The sequence below is a fragment of the Stenotrophomonas sp. 2YAF26 genome (assembly GCF_052114625.1).
Lineage (GTDB): Bacteria > Pseudomonadota > Gammaproteobacteria > Xanthomonadales > Xanthomonadaceae > Stenotrophomonas > Stenotrophomonas indicatrix.
Genome location: NZ_JBFRFC010000011.1, coordinates 221,486 through 237,680, shown reverse-complemented (window position 1 = coordinate 237,680; position 16,195 = coordinate 221,486). Strand labels below are relative to the sequence as shown.

Annotated in this window: 16 protein-coding genes; 4 read left to right on the top strand and 12 right to left on the bottom strand. The window is 66.6% G+C overall.

Translation table 11 applies throughout. The features are described 5' to 3' along the window. Positions 1-250 precede the first annotated feature (250 nt). From AB4Y98_RS13765 to mdoH, 4 genes are read right to left on the bottom strand one after another with little or no spacing between them, the layout of a single operon-like run. A complete protein-coding gene (locus AB4Y98_RS13765) occupies positions 251-979 on the bottom strand; it encodes a LytR/AlgR family response regulator transcription factor (protein WP_025879008.1) in 729 nt (242 codons plus the stop codon). A gap of 10 nt (positions 980-989) precedes the next feature. Continuing rightward, positions 990-2,006, bottom strand: coding sequence for a sensor histidine kinase (locus AB4Y98_RS13760; RefSeq protein WP_442244531.1), 1,017 nt, complete (start codon positions 2,004-2,006; stop codon positions 990-992). A gap of 30 nt (positions 2,007-2,036) precedes the next feature. Beyond that, positions 2,037-2,696: an alpha/beta hydrolase gene (locus tag AB4Y98_RS13755; RefSeq protein WP_442244528.1), complete on the bottom strand. Its 660-nt coding sequence runs from the start codon at positions 2,694-2,696 to the stop codon at positions 2,037-2,039. Between the two features lie 50 nt (positions 2,697-2,746). After that, positions 2,747-4,672: a glucans biosynthesis glucosyltransferase MdoH gene (mdoH, locus tag AB4Y98_RS13750; RefSeq protein WP_442244527.1), complete on the bottom strand. Its 1,926-nt coding sequence runs from the start codon at positions 4,670-4,672 to the stop codon at positions 2,747-2,749. A gap of 494 nt (positions 4,673-5,166) precedes the next feature. On the opposite strand from mdoH, the gene AB4Y98_RS13745 reads away from it, so the two are divergent. Continuing rightward, entirely contained in the window at positions 5,167-7,203 is a 2,037-nt protein-coding gene (locus AB4Y98_RS13745; RefSeq protein ID WP_428703905.1) for a TonB-dependent receptor domain-containing protein, read from the top strand. 58 nt (positions 7,204-7,261) lie between these two features. Here the strand turns inward: AB4Y98_RS13745 and AB4Y98_RS13740 are convergent, their stop codons facing one another. After that, on the bottom strand, positions 7,262-7,432 hold the full coding sequence (locus AB4Y98_RS13740) for a hypothetical protein (protein WP_165933884.1): 171 nt from the start codon (positions 7,430-7,432) through the stop codon (positions 7,262-7,264). 216 nt (positions 7,433-7,648) lie between these two features. On the opposite strand from AB4Y98_RS13740, the gene AB4Y98_RS13735 reads away from it, so the two are divergent. After that, the gene (locus AB4Y98_RS13735; RefSeq protein ID WP_025879013.1) at positions 7,649-8,035 is read left to right on the top strand and encodes a DUF2628 domain-containing protein; all 387 of its coding nucleotides are present in this window, start codon (positions 7,649-7,651) and stop codon (positions 8,033-8,035) included. 72 nt (positions 8,036-8,107) lie between these two features. On the opposite strand, the gene AB4Y98_RS13730 is transcribed toward AB4Y98_RS13735, so the two are convergent. The 4 genes from AB4Y98_RS13730 to AB4Y98_RS13715 form a co-directional block, all read right to left on the bottom strand. After that, positions 8,108-10,642 carry a methyl-accepting chemotaxis protein gene (locus AB4Y98_RS13730; protein WP_442244526.1) on the bottom strand — a complete coding sequence of 845 codons (2,535 nt, stop codon included), beginning with the start codon at positions 10,640-10,642 and terminating at the stop codon, positions 8,108-8,110. Positions 10,643-10,877: 235 nt separating this feature from the next. Continuing rightward, on the bottom strand, positions 10,878-11,771 hold the full coding sequence (locus AB4Y98_RS13725; protein ID WP_033832283.1) for an NAD-dependent epimerase/dehydratase family protein: 894 nt from the start codon (positions 11,769-11,771) through the stop codon (positions 10,878-10,880). A gap of 142 nt (positions 11,772-11,913) precedes the next feature. Continuing rightward, positions 11,914-12,687: a LytR/AlgR family response regulator transcription factor gene (locus AB4Y98_RS13720; RefSeq protein WP_363731448.1), complete on the bottom strand. Its 774-nt coding sequence runs from the start codon at positions 12,685-12,687 to the stop codon at positions 11,914-11,916. Further along, positions 12,684-13,805: a sensor histidine kinase gene (locus AB4Y98_RS13715; RefSeq protein ID WP_363731446.1), complete on the bottom strand. Its 1,122-nt coding sequence runs from the start codon at positions 13,803-13,805 to the stop codon at positions 12,684-12,686. Before AB4Y98_RS13715 ends, AB4Y98_RS13720 begins: the two co-directional genes overlap by 4 nt. Before the next feature lie 177 nt (positions 13,806-13,982). Here AB4Y98_RS13715 and AB4Y98_RS13710 point away from each other — a divergent pair, with 177 nt between their 5' ends. Continuing rightward, positions 13,983-14,315 carry a hypothetical protein gene (locus AB4Y98_RS13710; protein ID WP_312106896.1) on the top strand — a complete coding sequence of 111 codons (333 nt, stop codon included), beginning with the start codon at positions 13,983-13,985 and terminating at the stop codon, positions 14,313-14,315. 129 nt (positions 14,316-14,444) lie between these two features. Next, positions 14,445-14,750, top strand: coding sequence for a KGG domain-containing protein (locus tag AB4Y98_RS13705; RefSeq protein WP_442244530.1), 306 nt, complete (start codon positions 14,445-14,447; stop codon positions 14,748-14,750). Between the two features lie 60 nt (positions 14,751-14,810). Here the strand turns inward: AB4Y98_RS13705 and AB4Y98_RS13700 are convergent, their stop codons facing one another. The 3 genes from AB4Y98_RS13700 to AB4Y98_RS13690 all read right to left on the bottom strand — a co-directional run bounded on the left by AB4Y98_RS13700 (position 14,811) and on the right by AB4Y98_RS13690 (position 16,167). After that, positions 14,811-15,161: a VOC family protein gene (locus AB4Y98_RS13700; protein WP_363731443.1), complete on the bottom strand. Its 351-nt coding sequence runs from the start codon at positions 15,159-15,161 to the stop codon at positions 14,811-14,813. A gap of 98 nt (positions 15,162-15,259) precedes the next feature. Continuing rightward, the gene (locus tag AB4Y98_RS13695; protein WP_312106902.1) at positions 15,260-15,460 is read right to left on the bottom strand and encodes a hypothetical protein; all 201 of its coding nucleotides are present in this window, start codon (positions 15,458-15,460) and stop codon (positions 15,260-15,262) included. Between the two features lie 83 nt (positions 15,461-15,543). Next, positions 15,544-16,167, bottom strand: coding sequence for a Rossmann fold nucleotide-binding protein (locus AB4Y98_RS13690; protein ID WP_363731440.1), 624 nt, complete (start codon positions 16,165-16,167; stop codon positions 15,544-15,546). Between the last annotated feature and the right edge of the window lie 28 nt (positions 16,168-16,195).

Below are 16,195 nucleotides of genomic sequence, written 5' to 3'. Positions count from 1 at the left end.
CTCTTTCCCCACCCGATAACACCAACGCTCTTGCTGTCCGTCACCGGGAAATTCGCGAGGGCGAGGCGGGGTGGGCGGGCGGGACCGTTGGCGCCATGGATGGCGCCATCGAGCCCCCATGGATGGGTTTACGGCGTGTCCCGCCCGCCCATCCCGCCTCACCCAACACGCAACAACACAGAGCCGACCAACCCGCTGTTGCTGTTGCTGTTGCTGTCGAAGCAGTCGCGGCCGCAGGCCGCGCGTAACCTCACAGATGCCGCAATTCCTGCTTCAGCGTCGCCACGCAGCGCCGGCTCACTTCCAGCGGCTGCTTGCCATGCCGCAGCACCGCCTGCACCTGGCCACCACTGCCACGACGCAGTTCCACCAGTTCGTGGCGCGCCACCAGGCAGTTGCGATGGATGCGCACGAAGCGGCTGGCGAACTCTTCCTCCAGCGACTTCAACGATTCCTCGATCAGGTCCTCGCCACGCGCGTGATGCACCACCACGTACTTTTCTTCGGCCTGCAGATAGTGGATATCGTCCAGCGGAATCAATCGCAGGCTGCCCCGCAGGCGGGCACACAGCATGCTGCGGGCCTGGCCGCCGGTGTGCTGGGGTTGCCCATCACGGCCGGCCAGGAAGGTGCGGGCACGCGCGATCGCCGCCGCCAGCCGCTCGGCGCGCACCGGCTTCATCAGGTAATCGATGGCCGCTGCCTCGAACGCCGACAGCGCGTGCGCATCGTAGGCGGTGCAGAACACCACGGCCGGCCTCGGCTCGAAACTGGCCAGATGGCGGGCCGCTTCCAGCCCGTCCAGGCCGGGCATGGCGATATCCAGCAGCACCAGGTCCGGCTGCAGTTCGGCGCACGCGTGCAGGGCCTGCTCGCCGTTGCCGGCCTCGGCCACTACGTCCACCCCTTCCTGCGCGGCCAACAGGCTGCGCAGGCGCTCGCGCGCCAGCGGTTCGTCATCGGCGATGACTACCCTCACGATCGTCCCCTCACTGGATCGGCACCGTCACCTGACAGGCATAGTAGCCCTCGCTCCAGCCAGCCGTCATCCGCGCGGCGCGGCCAAAGCGCCAGGTCAGGCGATGGCCGATGCTGTGCTGGGCGTGGCCTGCTCCCTGCGCCAGGGCCAGCCCGGGCACCTGCGGATCCGGTGCAGGATTGCGTACGCGGATCTGCAGCTCGCTGCCCACACAGGCCAGATGCAGTTCGATGGTGCCACCTTCGGGCAGGCGCGAGATGCCGTGCAGCACCGCGTTTTCCACCAGGGGCTGCAGCACCAGCCGCGGCATCGGCAGGTCCCAGGGCAGGGGTTCATCGCGCTGCCAGTTCACCCGCAGGCGGTCGCCCAGGCGCAGCGATTCAATCGACAGATAGCGCTCGGCCAGTTCGCACTCATCGCGCAGGGTCGAATCGCCTTCGCCCGCCCCCAGCGCGGCGCGGAACAGATCGGACAGGTCGAGCACGGCACGCTCGGCCACCGCCGGGTCGCGATGCAGCAGGCTGGCGATCAGGTTCATGCTGTTGAACAGGAAGTGCGGGCGGATGCGCGCCTGCAGAGCGTCAGCCTGCGCGCGGGCATTGGCCTGCACCTGCGCCGCCCAGCGGTCGCTGACATAGAAGTAGCGCAGCGCCAACGCGGTGATCAGCGCCGTGGTAGCCGCGCTGCCCAGGGTGAAGCGCCAGAAGCCGATGCCGCGCGCGAAGTTGTCGCCCAGCACGGCATACAGGGCGTGGATGATGCCCGCGCACAGGATGGCGATCAGCGCGGCCAGGCCGACGGCGGCGACGGCGCCCAGCGTTTCCGGCAGCTTCGACAGCGCCTGCCGCAGCAGGCACAGGCTGGCGGTAACCGCCAGCGCCAGCCACAGCGCGAAACCACTGGCCGAGGCCAGTTCACCCATCGTCCAGTGGCGGCTGCCATCGGGCGCCAATGCCAGCACCACCACCACCAGTTCGGCCAGGCCGAGCATCGCTGCCAACCGCGGCAAGCGGCACAGTTCCGGCATCCACGGGGTGGCAGCGCTTGCGGCCATGGGTCAGGCGACGCCCAGGCGTGCCTGCAGCCAGTCGCCCAACGCGTCGATTTCCTCGGCGCAGACCTGGTGGGCCATCGGGTAGCTGTGCCACTGCACGTCGAGCCCGAGCGTGCGCAACGTCTCGGCGCTGTGCGCGGCCACTGCCTGCGGGATCACCGGGTCGCTGCTGCCGTGGGCCATGAACACCGGCACGTCCACCGCGCCATCGACGCGCGACGCGCTTTCGGCATCCGGCAGGTAGGTCGACAGTGCGATCAGGCCGGCCAAGGGTGCAGTGCGTGCCAGCGCGGCGCTGAGGATCACCGCCCCGCCCTGCGAAAAGCCGGCCAGGAAGATGTGATCGGCGGCGACACCGCGTTCGATCTCGCGGGCGATCAGCGCATCCAGCTGCGCCACCGACTCCTGCACGCCGGTCATGTCGGCGCGCGAACGGAAGTCCATGCCAACGATGTCGTACCAGCCACGCATCGGCACGCCGTTGTTGATCGTGATCGGCCGCACCGGTGCGTGCGGGAACACGAAGCGCAGCGCCGGCCAGTGCGGACGCACCAGTTCGGGCACGATCGGCGCGAAATCATGGCCGTCGGCACCGAGGCCGTGCAGCCAGATCACCGACCACTGCGGCGAGGTGCCGGTTTCCTGTTCCACCGTTTGCAGCATGTTGCGGCTCCTGTACGTTCAAGCCGCATTATGCCGCTGGCACGGTGCGATCAGTACAGCGGCGGTTGCTCGGCCGCTTCCCGGCGCAGCTGTGCGGCGCGCACCAGCACCGGCGGCGGGATGTTCTCTTCAGGGATGTCGAGCAGGCCAAGGCGATGCAGGAAGGCACCCGGCCCGCGCAGCGAGGTCAGGGCCACCACCGGCACCGCCAGCACCATGCCGATCACCACCGGCGCCATCCAGGCCGCCAGCGACGGCGACACCGCCCACGCCAGCACGCCCATGAAGGCGCCAAACACGCCCAGGCCGCCGTAGCCGCGCACCAGCGAAATCCACGAGATGCCACCGTCGTCACGCTGCTGTGCATCCCAGCCCGAGTCGCGGCCGGACAGCACTTCGGCCACACCGCGCGACTGCACGTACATCACCACCGGCGCCATCAGCGCGGCCAGCACGGTTTCCACCAGCATCGACAGGAACGCCCGGATCGCGCCACCACAGCCACGGCGTTCAACCGGATCGAGCAGCATCGCAAAGTAACCCAGCACCTTGGGCATCAGCAGCACCGCCATGGTGGCGGCGAACAGGCGCACCACCTGTTCTTCATCCTGCGCACGCCAGTACACGCTGGGCGACAGGTGCAGCAGGGCGTTGAAATCGATGCCTTCCTGGAACAGCGGGATGGCGATGCCGATCAGCATCAGCATCGCCCACATCGGTGCGGTGAAGTAATGGCCGATGCCGATCAGCATGTGCACGCGGCTGATCCAGTGCAGGCCACGGCTGCCCACCACCTTGCCGTGCTGCAGGTTGCCCTGGCACCAGCGGCGATCGCGCACCAGCAGGTCCGTCAACGTCGGCGGGCCTTCCTCGTAGCTGCCGCCCAGGTAGGGCACCATGTGCGCGGCCCAGCCACCACGGCGCATCAGCGCCGCTTCCACGAAATCATGGCTGAGCACGTGGCCGCCGAACGGCTTGCGCCCCGGCAGCTCCGGCAGGCCAGCGTGGTCGGCGAAGGCACGGGTGCGGATGATCGCGTTGTGCCCCCAGTAATTGCTTTCGGCACCGTGCCACCAGGCCACGCCACGGGCGATCACCGGCCCGTACACGCGCCCGCCGAACTGCTGCATGCGCGAGAACAGGGTGCGGCCGCCGATCACCGACGGCAGGGTCTGGATCAGGCCGACGTCGGCGTTGTGCTCCATGCCGGCGACCAGGCGCACGATGCTGTCACCGGTCATCAGGCTGTCGGCATCCAGGATCAGCATCTGCGGGTAGGCACCGCCGAAACGGCGTACCCAGTCGGCGATGTTGCCGGCCTTGCGCGCGCTGTTGTCGCCACGGCGGCGATAGAACAGTCGCGCACGCCCATCGGGCACCAGCTCGCGCAGTTCGGCGAACACCTGTTCTTCGGCACGCGCGATGTCCTCGCGGCGGGTATCGCTGAGCACGAAGAAATCGAAACGCTGCAACTGGCCAGTGGCCGCCACCGATTCGTAGATCGCGCGCAGGCCGGCCAGCAACCGGCGCGGGTCTTCGTTGTAAGTGGGCATCAGCAGCGCGGTGCGGCTGTGCACGGTGGGCAGCGGCTTGTCCGGATCGATGCCCAGACGGTAGCCCCGGTCGAACACGGCCGTCAGGAAGCCGGCCACCGCACTGGCGAAGGACAGCGCGATCCAGGCGAACAGGCCGACGAACAGCACCAGCAGGCAGGCCTCCAGAACGCTGATGCCGTTGCCGGACAGCACCCGCCACATCATCCGGGTGGCCACGGCGGTCATCGCCACCGTGCCGCCAAGGATGTACAGGCGACGCAGGCCGATCATGCGCGGCGAGGTGCGATGGCGGCGGACCTTCAGCGTGCCTTGCCGCAGCGTCTGTTCGGGCATCACCAGCGGTGCTTCGGCCGGCAGCAGGGCCCAGCCCGCGTCAGGACCGGCCGTGACCGGTTCCGCGTCGATGGTTTCACTCCCCATGGCCGCCTACTCCCTGCAGGCCGCAGGACCGGCCGTCCCGGCCAGGCTGCATGCACCAAGGTTCCTGGCACGCATTCCCGGCGTCCGCACTTGTCCTGTCTGCCACGGCGTCATGCCGCGCAGTCGCTGTCTGTCACTACCAGAACCCACACGATCTCCAACGGGGCGGAATCGAAAAATGCGGCCCAGTCTATGGCCCCGAATGTAAGCCGGGTGCGAAGGTCTACGCCGGTAAATCTCCCCATTCAGCAATCAGCAGGCGAACCACGCCGTGCGCCCCGCGGGTGTCGATCCATCCCGGAAAATACTGGATCGTAACAAACGAGAACGGTTATCATTCCGTTAACCAGGCAGGTCGCCGCGCTCCGCGCACCGGACCCACCCAGCTGCGCCGGACCTTCCGCGCGCCCGACGACCCAGGGAAGGGGTGGCTGCCTGCTGTCTGCGTGCGCCTGCTGCTTCCACCGGGTCTCTCCTCTCCCTTGGAAGCCGTCATGTCCCCTCTTCGTTCCGCGCGCCCGTCGCGCACCCGCTTGGCCAGCGCCTTGGCCGTCGCCTGCCTGCTGACCCTGCCTGCCCTTGCCGCCGCTGAAGCCAGCGCCGATGCCTCGACCAAGGACCTGGATACCGTGGTGGTCACCGCCTCAGGCAACCAGCAGTGGATCAAGGATGCCCCGGCCAGCATCAGCGTGATCAGCCGCGAAGACATCGAACGCCAGCCGGTGCACGACCTGGCCACCCTGCTCAGCCGTATTCCGGGCGTGACCGGTGGGCTCAGCGCCATTGGCGAGCAGTCCAAGATCAAGCTGCGCGGCATGCCGTCCAACTACACGCTGGTACTGGTGGACGGGAAGCGCATGGGCAGCTCGGCCTCGACCAACTATCGCCCCGACCTGGGCCGCCAGGACCTGAACTGGATTTCCCCCGACCAGATCGAACGCATCGAAGTAGTGCGCGGCCCGATGTCCTCGCTGTATGGCTCGGACGCGATGGGCGGGGTGATCAACATCATCACCAAGCGCATCGGTGACAGCTGGAACGGCAGCGCGACCCACAGCTACACCCGGCCGCAGGATGGCGACCGTGGCGATACCCAGCAGATCGGCGCGACCTTCTCCGGCCCGCTGGGCGAGCGCTTCGGCCTGCGCATCGGTGCCAACAGCATGCGCCGCGACTCGGACCGCTCCAACGGCGGCGTGTACGGCAACGCCTACGCCGGTGAGAAGGACCGCAATGTCGACGCGCTGCTGCAGTGGAAGCTGAGCGAGGCACAGGAGGTGTCGCTGGAAGCTGGCCACGGCGTGCAGCAGGCCTTCATCGCCCAGGCGCTGGAAAAGCAGGACGAGGGCGCATGGGGTGCCAGTGAGCTCAAGCGCAGTTCGCTGGCGCTGAACCACGACGGCAAGTGGGAGTTCGGCACCTCCAAGCTCAGCGCGTACTGGACCGAGTACAAGAACGACATCGGCGCCACCGGTCGCTCCGAGGCAACCGATACGATCATCGAAGGCAGCCTGAGCACGCCCTTCACCCTGGGCGTGGACCACCAGTTCGCGGTGGGCGGCCAGTGGAAGCGGCAGGAGCTGACCAACACCGACACCATCGGCCAGGCACCAATTGACTACGCCGGCAACCCGGTGGTCGGCTCCAGCCTGGAAGTGGACACCTGGGCGCTGTTCGTCGAAGACGAGCTGAAGCTGCACCGCACCCTGGCACTGACCCTGGGCGCGCGCCTGGACCACCATGAACAGTTCGGCAGCCATGTCAGTCCGCGTGCTTACCTGGTCTGGCACCCGAGCGAGCAGTGGACGATCCGTGGCGGCGTGTCCAAGGGGTTCCGCGCGCCGAGCCTGACCGAGAATTCGCCCAGCGCGGCGACCCAGTCCGGCGGACGCGGCTGCACCTCGCTGTATCCGCTCGGCTACGTGCGTGGCGGCTGCTACATGGCCGGTAATCCGGACCTGGACCCGGAAACCAGCACCAACCGCGAGATCGGCGTCAGCTTCGACAACGATCTGGTCGACGCCGGCCTGACCTACTTCCATACCGACTTCAGGAACAAGATCGAGTATGAAGCGCTGGGCTTCTTCAACGGCTACTGGTGGACGCGCATGAGCAACGTGCAGCGCGCGCGCACCAGCGGCATGGAAGGCAACCTCAACTTCCGCTTCGGCGATCACTGGCGCTGGCGCACGTCGGCGACCTGGATGAAGGAAGCCAAGAACCTGACCACTGGCCGCAACCTGATCGACACCCCGGAGTTCTCAGGCTATTCGTCGTTGGACTGGACGCCGAACACGGTGTTCTCCAGCAGCCTGTCGGCGCAGTACACCGGCAAGCAGACCGGCGTGGTCAGCACCTTCCTGAAGGCCTACACGCTGTATGACCTGACCGCGGCCTGGAACGTCAACGATGTACTGACCCTGCGTGGCGGCGTCAGCAACCTGGCCGACAAGAAGCTGTACGCCGACGGCGCCACCGACTACTTCGTCGCCGGCCGCAGCTACTTCCTCAGCATGACCGCGCGCTTCTGATGCGCACTGCGATCGCGCTGGCAGCAGGCCAGCGCGATCGTGGCGGCTTTTTCCAGGCTCAGTCGTTTTCCAGTACAGCCGTTGCAGCGTCGCGGCTGGCCGCGATGCGTGCACGGTCCATCGCCACCGCCAGTTGCTGGCGGGCGAGCAGTTGTTGTGCCTGCACCACTTCGGGTGTCGGCAGGAGCACCGGTCCGGGTGCGTTTTCCGGTGTAGCTGGTGTGGTCATGCAACCTCCATGGACATACCGCTGCTACCCGTGAACAACCGGGGTGGCAGCGGAACTGCGCACCCTATCCTAAAAACAAGGCGGATGGGTGACGGTGCGGCGCCGGGACGCAAGCCCTTTGCCGTAGGAACGTCACATTTTTGACGCTCCAAGCTGGTTTGCTGAATGTGACTCACTTATCATGAAAACGTTTTCCTAACAGGGAAGTCCCTATAAATGAACACCGTTGACCTGACCCGCTTCAGCCCGAAGTGGCAGTTCCGCTTCAACTTCTTCCAGCAGCACGGCGCTCCCAAGGAGCCCGGCTTCAAGCAGGCCTGGAAGGCGCTGTCCTTCGGCGACCGCCTGAAGATCAACCTGAACTTCTTCGCCTTCTTCTTCGGCGCGATCTATCTGTTCATCCTGGGCATGTGGCGCAAGGCGCTGGTGGTGATCGGCATCAACATCGTGCTGATCGCGGTCAGCCTGGTGCTGCCGGACATCGTGGCCCGCGCACTGTTCATCGCAATGAACTTCCTGGTCGCCTCGAGCACCAACTACAGCTACTACCTGGAACAGGTGAAGGGCAACACCAGCTGGAACCCCTTCGAAGGCATGTTCTAAGCCCAGCGCACCACGTACGCAGTGGCACATCGACGCCCGGCCTTGGCCGGGCGTCGTCGTTCATGCCCCGGCTCAGGCGGCGCGCAACGCGGCAGCCGGTCGGGTGTCGGCCTGCAGGCGGAAGCGGGACACCGCCACCGCCAGCTGCTCGGCCTGTTCTTCCATCGCCCGCGCCGCAGCGGTGGCTTCTTCCACCAGCGCAGCATTCTGCTGGGTGGTCTCGTCCATCTGCACCACGGTCTGGTTGACCTGCTCGATACCGGCCGACTGCTCGCGCGAGGCGGCCGAAATCTCGGCCATGATCTCGTTGACCCGGCCGACCTGGCCGACGATCTCCTGCATCGTGCGGCCCGCACCGTGCACCAGCTGCGCGCCGGCGCCGACATGGCCGACCGAGGCGTCGATCAGCTCCTTGATCTCCTTGGCCGCGCCCGCCGAGCGCTGTGCCAGCGCGCGCACTTCGCTGGCGACCACCGCAAAGCCACGGCCCTGTTCACCGGCGCGCGCCGCTTCCACCGCCGCGTTCAAGGCCAGGATGTTGGTCTGGAAAGCGATGCCATCGATCACCGAGATGATCTCGGCAATGCGCTGCGAAGAGGTCTCGATCTGCTCCATGGTCTGCACCACCTGGCTGACCACCTGCCCGCCTTCGCTGGCAACGCCTGCGGCCGAGGCCGCCAGCTTGTTGGCCTGAAGGGCATGATCGGCGTTCTGGCGCACGGTGGAGGTCAGTTCCTCCATCGACGCGGCGGTCTCTTCCAGGTTGGCCGCCTGCTGCTCGGTACGGCGTGACAGGTCGCTGTTGCCCGACGCGATCTCGCCTGCGGCCAGGCGGATGCTGGATGCAGACTGCTGGATCTGGCCGACGATCTGGGTCAACTGCTGCACGGTGCTGTTGGCATCGTCGCGCATCACCGCGAACACGCCGTGGAAGTCACCCTCCATCCGTGTACTCAGGTCACCGGCGGCGATGGCGCGCAGCAGCGTCGACAGCGCAGCCAGGTTCTGGTCGCTGACCTGCATCATGGTGTTGAGCGTTTCCACCATGCGGCGGAAGTCATGCTCGAAGCGCTGGGCATCGCCACGCACCGCGAAATCGCCTGCCGCCGCCGCAGCGGCCAGCTGCTGGATCTGTTCGTTGATCGCCGCCAGGTTGGTCTTGGTGGTTGCCATGGCAGCGGTGAAAACCGCCTTTTCGCCCGGCAGTGCGTCCATGTCCACGCTCAGGTCGCCCACCGCGTAGCGCTGCATCACCTCGACCAGGCGCTGGGTGACCGTATTGCTGTCGGCCACCAGCTGGTTGCTGTCGGCCACCATGCGGCCATATTCGCCCGGGAACACCGAGGCATCCATGCGGTAGCTGATTTCACCGGCATCATGGCGGCGCGCCATCTCCGCCTGTGCGGCCATCACCGCCTGCAGCTGGCCACGCATGCCCTGCATGGCGTCCAGCAGGCGGCCGACTTCATCGTTGCCCAGCGCCGGCATGGCAGTATCCAGCTTGCCCGCAGCCACGTCGCCGGCGATACGCACCGCCTGCGCCAGCGGTCGCACGGCCAGGCGCTGCAGCAGCAGGTAGACACCGCCACTAAGTACCAGCGCAGCCACCACACCCACCAGCAGGATGATCCACAGCAGCTCGCGGGCCTGCGCGATGATCACCGCATGCGGCACCACCACGCCCAGCGCGAAACGCTGCGGCGCGTCACCGACCTGCAGCGGCACGTACAGGCGGACGTTGCCGGCAGCGTCGGGCTCGAACGCTTCGTAGGTCTTGTCGGCGGCGATCTGCGCCAGCATGCCGAGGGTGGCGGCATCGGTACGCGGCTTGCCGATCTCGGCGGCATCGGCCGAGGCCAGCACCACGCCCTTCGGCGACAGCAGTTCGACGCGGCCGGCGACCATCGGCGTCAGCGTGGCCAGGTGCTTCTGCAGCGCGTCCAGCGAGAAGTCGACGGTGAAGACACCGAGGAAGGTGCCGTTCTCGACGATCGGCGTGCTCAGCGTGCTCATCAGCACCTGCTTGCCGCCGATGTCGTAGGCATACGGTTCGCTGACCAGCGGCAGCTTGTCGCGGCTGGGCACCATGTACCAGTTGCCCGAGCCGCTGGGCGTCTCGGTGTAGTCGGTCATCGTCGACTGCTGCGGCTTGCCGTCCTGCCAGGCCCAGTAGCTCATGTAGCGGCCGGTGGCGTCGTGCGCCTCGCTGTTGACGAACTCGGCGTCCTTGCCGTCGAAGGCATTGGCCTCCCACATGGTGCTCTTGCCCAGCCATTCCGGATGCGCGTGCAACTGCTCGCCGATGACATTGGCCAGGCTGGCGCGATCAGGGGCATCACCGCGCGCACGCTGGGCCAGCACCGTTTCCACCATCGCATCGTTGCTGGCAAAGGCCGTGCCCAGATCGGCAGCCACCTGCCGCGCCTCGGCACGGGCTTCGCTGGCCATGGTCTGCCGCGAGGACGACACCAGCGCCGAACTGGCCTGGTGATAGATCAGGAACGCGGTCGCGCCGAAGCACAGCAACGCGATCACCGCGGTGCCCAGCATCAGCTTGTGGGCGATGCTGCCGGGGCGACGGGCAGCGACGGAACGGGAAGAAGACATGGGAGGATCCGCAGGCAGTTCAGGTCGACCGGTGCCACCAGGGCACCGCGCAGATGCGCGATCCGTCGCGCGGGCCGCCTGCCCACCGGATCGGAACCCGGCGCGGGAAGGCGCGCACCGGGTTAGCGGCCATGGCCGGGCGAGGTTGAGGCTCGCCGCACGCACAAAAACTGAACCCGCTCAGCTGCGGCCGTCGACGCAGGCCTGTGCTGCTCGCCTGTGCTGCTCGCCTGTGCTACTCGGCCACGCGGTCGCGGATCCACTCCGCACGGGGCAGGACCTCGATGCTGCCCGCGGCATACTGCTGCAGCACGTCCTCCGGACCGAAACGTGGCTGCCAGCCCAGCGCTGCACGCATCCGGCTGCTGTCATAGACCCGATCAATGCTGAGCGGCAGTGGCCAGCCACGGCGCTCGAACTCGGCCAGCAGCTGCGGTGCGCGGCGCGCCAGCACCTGGCGCGGATCGGCGGCCAGCTGCAGGCAGTCGTCGCGCCGGAAGGGTGTCGGCGCACAGGCGAGGTAACGCTGGAAGGCCGCGCCTTCATCGTGCAGCAGCGCGGCATGCGCGCTGGCCACGTCGCGCGCGTCGATACCACGGTGCAGGCGGAACATCGCCATGCGGTCAGGCGGTTCGGGGAAGCAACGTGCCATCCGCAGCACGCGCACGGTGAATGTTGCACTGGCCGCTGCTTCGGCAGCCGCCTCAGCCTGCAGCTTGGTGCGGTGGTAGATCGTGCGCGGCAGCGGCTCGGTGTCCTCGTCGATCCAACGGCAGCCGCCGGACACCACGGCATGGCCGTACAACGCCGTGGTACTGGTCAGCACGAAGCGCTGCACGCCGGCTTCGCGCGCCAGCTGCAGCAGGTTCGCGGTGGCCTCCACGTTGATCTGCTGGAACACCGCGTCGGGTACCAGGCCCACGTGCGGGGCGTGCAGGGCCGCGGTGTGGATCACCGCGTCGACCCCCTGCACGGCGCGTTCCAGCGCCCGGCGATCGGTGACATCGGCAATGACGCGCGTGGTGGCGAACGGACTGCGATCCAGCCCCACCACCTCATTGGCAGCGGCCAGCGCACCGAAGATCGCCCGCCCTATCCGCCCGGAACTTCCGGTCAACAGAATCTTCATTGAATCCATTCACTCGACAGCGCCCGGGACCTACCGGGATGCCTTGATTCTAGGCAAGCCCGATGGCATCGGCGATAGGAATCGATGACATTCTGCATGCCACCCCCGTCAGGTCGGCGGCGCTTGACCGGGCAACAGGAACTCACGCCTCCGAGCGGGCCGACACCAGCCGCAGGAAGGCTTCGTTCTGGTAACGGCTCATGCGCAGCTGCTGGCCGTTCTCCAGGGTGAGTACGTGATGACCATTGAACCAGGGGTGGATCGTCCTGACCCGTGCGATGTTGACGATGGCCGAGCGATGCACCCGGGCGAAATGCCTGGGATCGAGCCGTTCAGCCAGGCTGTTCATCGTTTCGCGAAGCTCATGTACGCGATCAGCCAGATGCAGCTGCACCGTATTGCGATTGGCGCGGATCCAGAGGATGTCCTGCACCGCCAGCAGCAGCACTGCCTCGCCATCACGTACGGCGATACGCTGCAGATAATCCTCGCGCCTGCGCAGCACATCCAGCGCCTGCAGCAGGCGCGTGTTGTCGGCTGCATTGGCGGCCTGGGCCAGCCGGGATTTCGCGCGCAGCAAGGCGGCCGCGAAACGCTCGCGACTGAAGGGCTTGACGAGGTAATCCAGGGCGTTGGCTTCGAATGCGCGTACCGCGTACTGCTCGTAGGCGGTGACGAATACCGTGGCCGGCATCCGCGCGGCACCGATAGTGGCCAGCACGTCCAGACCGGTGATGCCAGGCATCTGCACATCCAGGAACACCAGGTCCGGTGACTGTGCGCGGATGGCCGCCACGGCAGACACGCCGTCACCGCACTCGGCCACACTGCCGATGTCTGCATCGCCGTGCAGCAGACGCGTCACCGCGCGCCGGGCGATCGGCTCGTCGTCCACCACAAGCACACTCAGGCTCATGTGGCACTACCGTGCACGACAAACTCGGGAGCGTCATCGGCATCGTCCAGCATCCGCAGTGGCAACCGCACCCGGCAGGCCACACCCTGCGGCCAGAGCAGGTCCAGGCGTACCTCGGCCGCATCGCCATACAGCTCGCGCAGGCGCAGCCGCGTATTGGACAGGCCGATACCATGGCCACCTGGCGCCCCGGGCTGCTGCAGCGTGCTGTTCTGGTTGCGCACCTCGATGCACAGCATGTCACCGTCGCGGCGGCCCTCGATCTCGATGGTGTCTTCGCCAAGGTTGCGGCCGATGCCATGGCGCAGCGCGTTTTCCACCAGCGGTTGCAGGATCAGGCTTGGAACCGCGCCATCAAGCAGTTCCGGTGCAACGTAGATGCGGCTGTGCAGGCGATCCTTGAAGCGCGTGCGCTGGATGCCCAGATACAGCTCGATCAACTCCAGTTCCTGGCGCAGGCTGATTTCCTGGCCATCGTAGTCTTCCAGGAAGGCACGCAGCAGCTCGCTCAGACGCAGCAGCATGTCTTCGGCACTGGCCTTGTCTTCATCCAGCAGGGTGATGATTGCGTGCAGCGTATTGAACAGGAAATGCGGCTGCAGCTGCGACTTCAATGCCAGCAACCGCGACTGCGCCAGCTCGGTCGCCATCCTGCTTGCCTCGACCTCACGGCGCACTTTTTCCTGCTGGAAATGCAGCGCCTGCTGGATCGCGAACAGGGCCCAGTAGGTCAGCAGACCCATCGCGAAATGCTGGGCGATGAAATACCACAACTGCTCGCCAAAGCTGCTGGGCTCGAACCAGGTGGACACCAGGGCGCCCACCACCATCGCCAGCGCGGTCACCCCCACGCTGGCCATCAGCTGCACGCCCAGCCCGGCCAGCCTTCGCTCCGGCTGCAGCGGATAGCGTTCGCCCAAAGTGAACACCAGCGGCGCCAGCGCCGCCCAGGTGAACCACTGGATCATCGACCAGCGCAGGTAGACCTCGAACGGGAATGACTGGCCCTGCAGGCTGTGGCTCAACACCCTCTGCAGGGTGAAGGCGAACGCCACCGCCAGCCACAGCAGCAGGTAACGCAGCACGTCGATCTGGGTATGGCCAAGGCGGATCTTCATCGCATGCGTCCCTGTGCCCGAAGCGGGCCAGCGCCATCTTAGGCACAGCGTGGCCGGCAATGAAGGGCGGCGATGGCCGATTGCGATTGGTCCCGCTGTCGCGACGATTCGTCCCGGATCGATTGCGGGCGCGTGGCCTCCACCGCCAGATAGCGATGTCCCCAACGGAGATCGCCCATGCACCTGTCCCGCGCCCTGCTCGCTGCCAGCCTGTTCTGCATTGCCGCCAGCGCACCTGCTGCGCCGCTGCACTACCTGACCCTGATCAACCGCGCCCATGCACCTGCCATGTCGGTGGAAGTCGCGGCGAGTGAATCCGACGCATTCCACGCCTTGGCATTGGCCGAGCCCATCGCGGGAGGTGGCGGCCAGGCCACCGTGGCACTGCGCGGAACCGGTTGCCGCGTCGATCTGCGCATCACCTTCAACGATGGCCGCCGGATCCTGTACAGCAACACCGATGTCTGCCGCGGTGACCGGCTGCTGATTTCGGCGCTCCCTGCGCGGTAACCCGTTGTCAAACGCATGCGCAGGACATGTGAGTCCAATATGGCCCACGTCCACGTGCCGTTAGCCCACGATGTGGAGCATGAAGCCGTCGCTGATGGCGGCATCCCATTCCACATCCGGAGACTGGCAATGGCCAACTCACATACTGGCAGCAGAAACCGTGGCTTCGCCTCGATGGACGAGGACAAACAGCGCGCGATCGCGTCGAAAGGCGGACGCGCCGCACACGCATCCGGCAATGCGCACCAGTTCAGCCCGGATGAGGCCCGCGTGGCGGGCCGCAAGGGCGGTGAAGCGATCAGCCAGGATCGTCAGCACATGGCCGCGATCGGGCGTGAAGGTGGCCATGCACGGCATGCCAGTGCCCGCCAGCAACAGCAACAGCTACAGGCCCAGGACATGCCCGGCAAACCCGATGGCAGCCAGCAGGGTTGAGTGATTACAGTCGCCTGCGCATCGGCCGCATTGCAGCGCGATCAGGCCGTCTTCTGCCGGTCAACGGTGGGCGAGGATGTTCAGCAGGCGCCCGAACGGGTCACGCACGTAGAAGCGGCGCACACCCCATGGCTCTTCGGCTGGGCCATATTCAAGCGCGATGTTCGCCCGTCGCAGGCGTTCGAGTACATCATCCAGGTCGTCCACCTCGATCGAAAGATCCGGCACCGGCGTACCCGATCCGCCTTCGCTGGCAACGCTGAGCTGTGCCAGCGCAGTGCCGTGCCCGCCATAGGTGACGATCCAGCCGTGGTCCATCACGATGTCCATGCCGAGGATGTCGCCGTAGAACGTGGCCGCCTGCGCAGGATCAGCACTGGCGATGTTGGCGACGACGCGCTTTACAGCCATGTGGCGGCTCCAGACGATCACGACCGCGCACCACGTGCTGCGGCCAGATGGAAAGGGGCCCATGGATCGGGCCCCCCAATGCGAACGATATGCAGGCCTCAGACGGCGCCGCACCTGTCCATGACACAGCGATCGTATTCGAACTGGCACTCCATGGCATCACCACCGCCGGCCACGCAGGCCTGGTAGGCCTTCCAGCACGGGAAGTCGCACGGCTGGACCGGACCGGCCACCGCCACCGAACCGGTACACGCGAGTGCAAACACTGCAGCAACGATCGCTTTCCTGATGGCTCGCATCGATATCACTCCCTGATAKGCCTGGTGACTCCAGGCYGCATCACCGTASCCGYGYGTGCGGGATAGGACGTGAAGGCGCCGGTTCAGCCTGCCAGCAATTGCAGATCACGCAGCTGCGCGCGCAACTCCGCGATGTCATGCCACGGCAATATCGGCGAGTTCCCGCGCTCATCGGGAGGGTTGCCCGGGAGCCCCTCCGACCAGCCACCCGCGCCCACCAGCGGTAGCAAAGGCCGCTTGTGCAGCCAGGCCAGGCACACTTCGGAAATCGTGCCCGCGCGCCCGCCGATGACGATGCAGGCATCGCCGGCCAAGGCCATGATCAGGTTGCGGGCATCGCCCATGCCGCATGGCACCACCACCGTTGCCGGCCAGTCTGCTGCGGGCATGCTGCCTTCCGGAATCACGCTCAGCACCGTGCCGCCAGCTGCGACTGCATGCTCGGCTGCCACCCGCGTGGCTGGGCTGCCACAGCCGCTGACCAGGGTGATTCCATTTTCGGCGAGGAACCTGCCCGCCTGTGCAGCGAGGTCGAACGCCGGTGAGCCAGGATCGGCACTCCCCAGGATGGCGATCTGGGGCTTGCGGAAGGACTTGCGGGAGGTTGGTGTCATGAAGCGACCTGGGTGACCGAACGGAAGGACAGCATGGAGACGGAACCGATCCGGGCAGCCACTGTTCAATTGCCCGACGCGGGAACGTATCACGCCAGCAGTTTGTCTTTCTGATGCTGAT

Bases quoted from the DNA above. Each gene is read 5' to 3' on its own strand.
- AB4Y98_RS13760 (WP_442244531.1), bottom strand. From the start codon at position 2,006: ATGCCGGAACTGTGCCGCTTGCCGCGGTTGGCAGCGATGCTCGGCCTG.
- AB4Y98_RS13755 (WP_442244528.1), bottom strand. From the start codon at position 2,696: ATGCTGCAAACGGTGGAACAGGAAACCGGCACCTCGCCGCAGTGGTCG.
- mdoH (WP_442244527.1), bottom strand. From the start codon at position 4,672: ATGGGGAGTGAAACCATCGACGCGGAACCGGTCACGGCCGGTCCTGAC.
- AB4Y98_RS13745 (WP_428703905.1), top strand. From the start codon at position 5,167: ATGTCCCCTCTTCGTTCCGCGCGCCCGTCGCGCACCCGCTTGGCCAGC.
- AB4Y98_RS13740 (WP_165933884.1), bottom strand. From the start codon at position 7,432: ATGACCACACCAGCTACACCGGAAAACGCACCCGGACCGGTGCTCCTG.
- AB4Y98_RS13735 (WP_025879013.1), top strand. From the start codon at position 7,649: ATGAACACCGTTGACCTGACCCGCTTCAGCCCGAAGTGGCAGTTCCGC.
- AB4Y98_RS13730 (WP_442244526.1), bottom strand. From the start codon at position 10,642: ATGTCTTCTTCCCGTTCCGTCGCTGCCCGTCGCCCCGGCAGCATCGCC.
- AB4Y98_RS13725 (WP_033832283.1), bottom strand. From the start codon at position 11,771: ATGAAGATTCTGTTGACCGGAAGTTCCGGGCGGATAGGGCGGGCGATC.
- AB4Y98_RS13720 (WP_363731448.1), bottom strand. From the start codon at position 12,687: ATGAGCCTGAGTGTGCTTGTGGTGGACGACGAGCCGATCGCCCGGCGC.
- AB4Y98_RS13715 (WP_363731446.1), bottom strand. From the start codon at position 13,805: ATGAAGATCCGCCTTGGCCATACCCAGATCGACGTGCTGCGTTACCTG.
- AB4Y98_RS13710 (WP_312106896.1), top strand. From the start codon at position 13,983: ATGCACCTGTCCCGCGCCCTGCTCGCTGCCAGCCTGTTCTGCATTGCC.
- AB4Y98_RS13705 (WP_442244530.1), top strand. From the start codon at position 14,445: ATGGCCAACTCACATACTGGCAGCAGAAACCGTGGCTTCGCCTCGATG.
- AB4Y98_RS13700 (WP_363731443.1), bottom strand. From the start codon at position 15,161: ATGGCTGTAAAGCGCGTCGTCGCCAACATCGCCAGTGCTGATCCTGCG.
- AB4Y98_RS13695 (WP_312106902.1), bottom strand. From the start codon at position 15,460: ATGCGAGCCATCAGGAAAGCGATCGTTGCTGCAGTGTTTGCACTCGCG.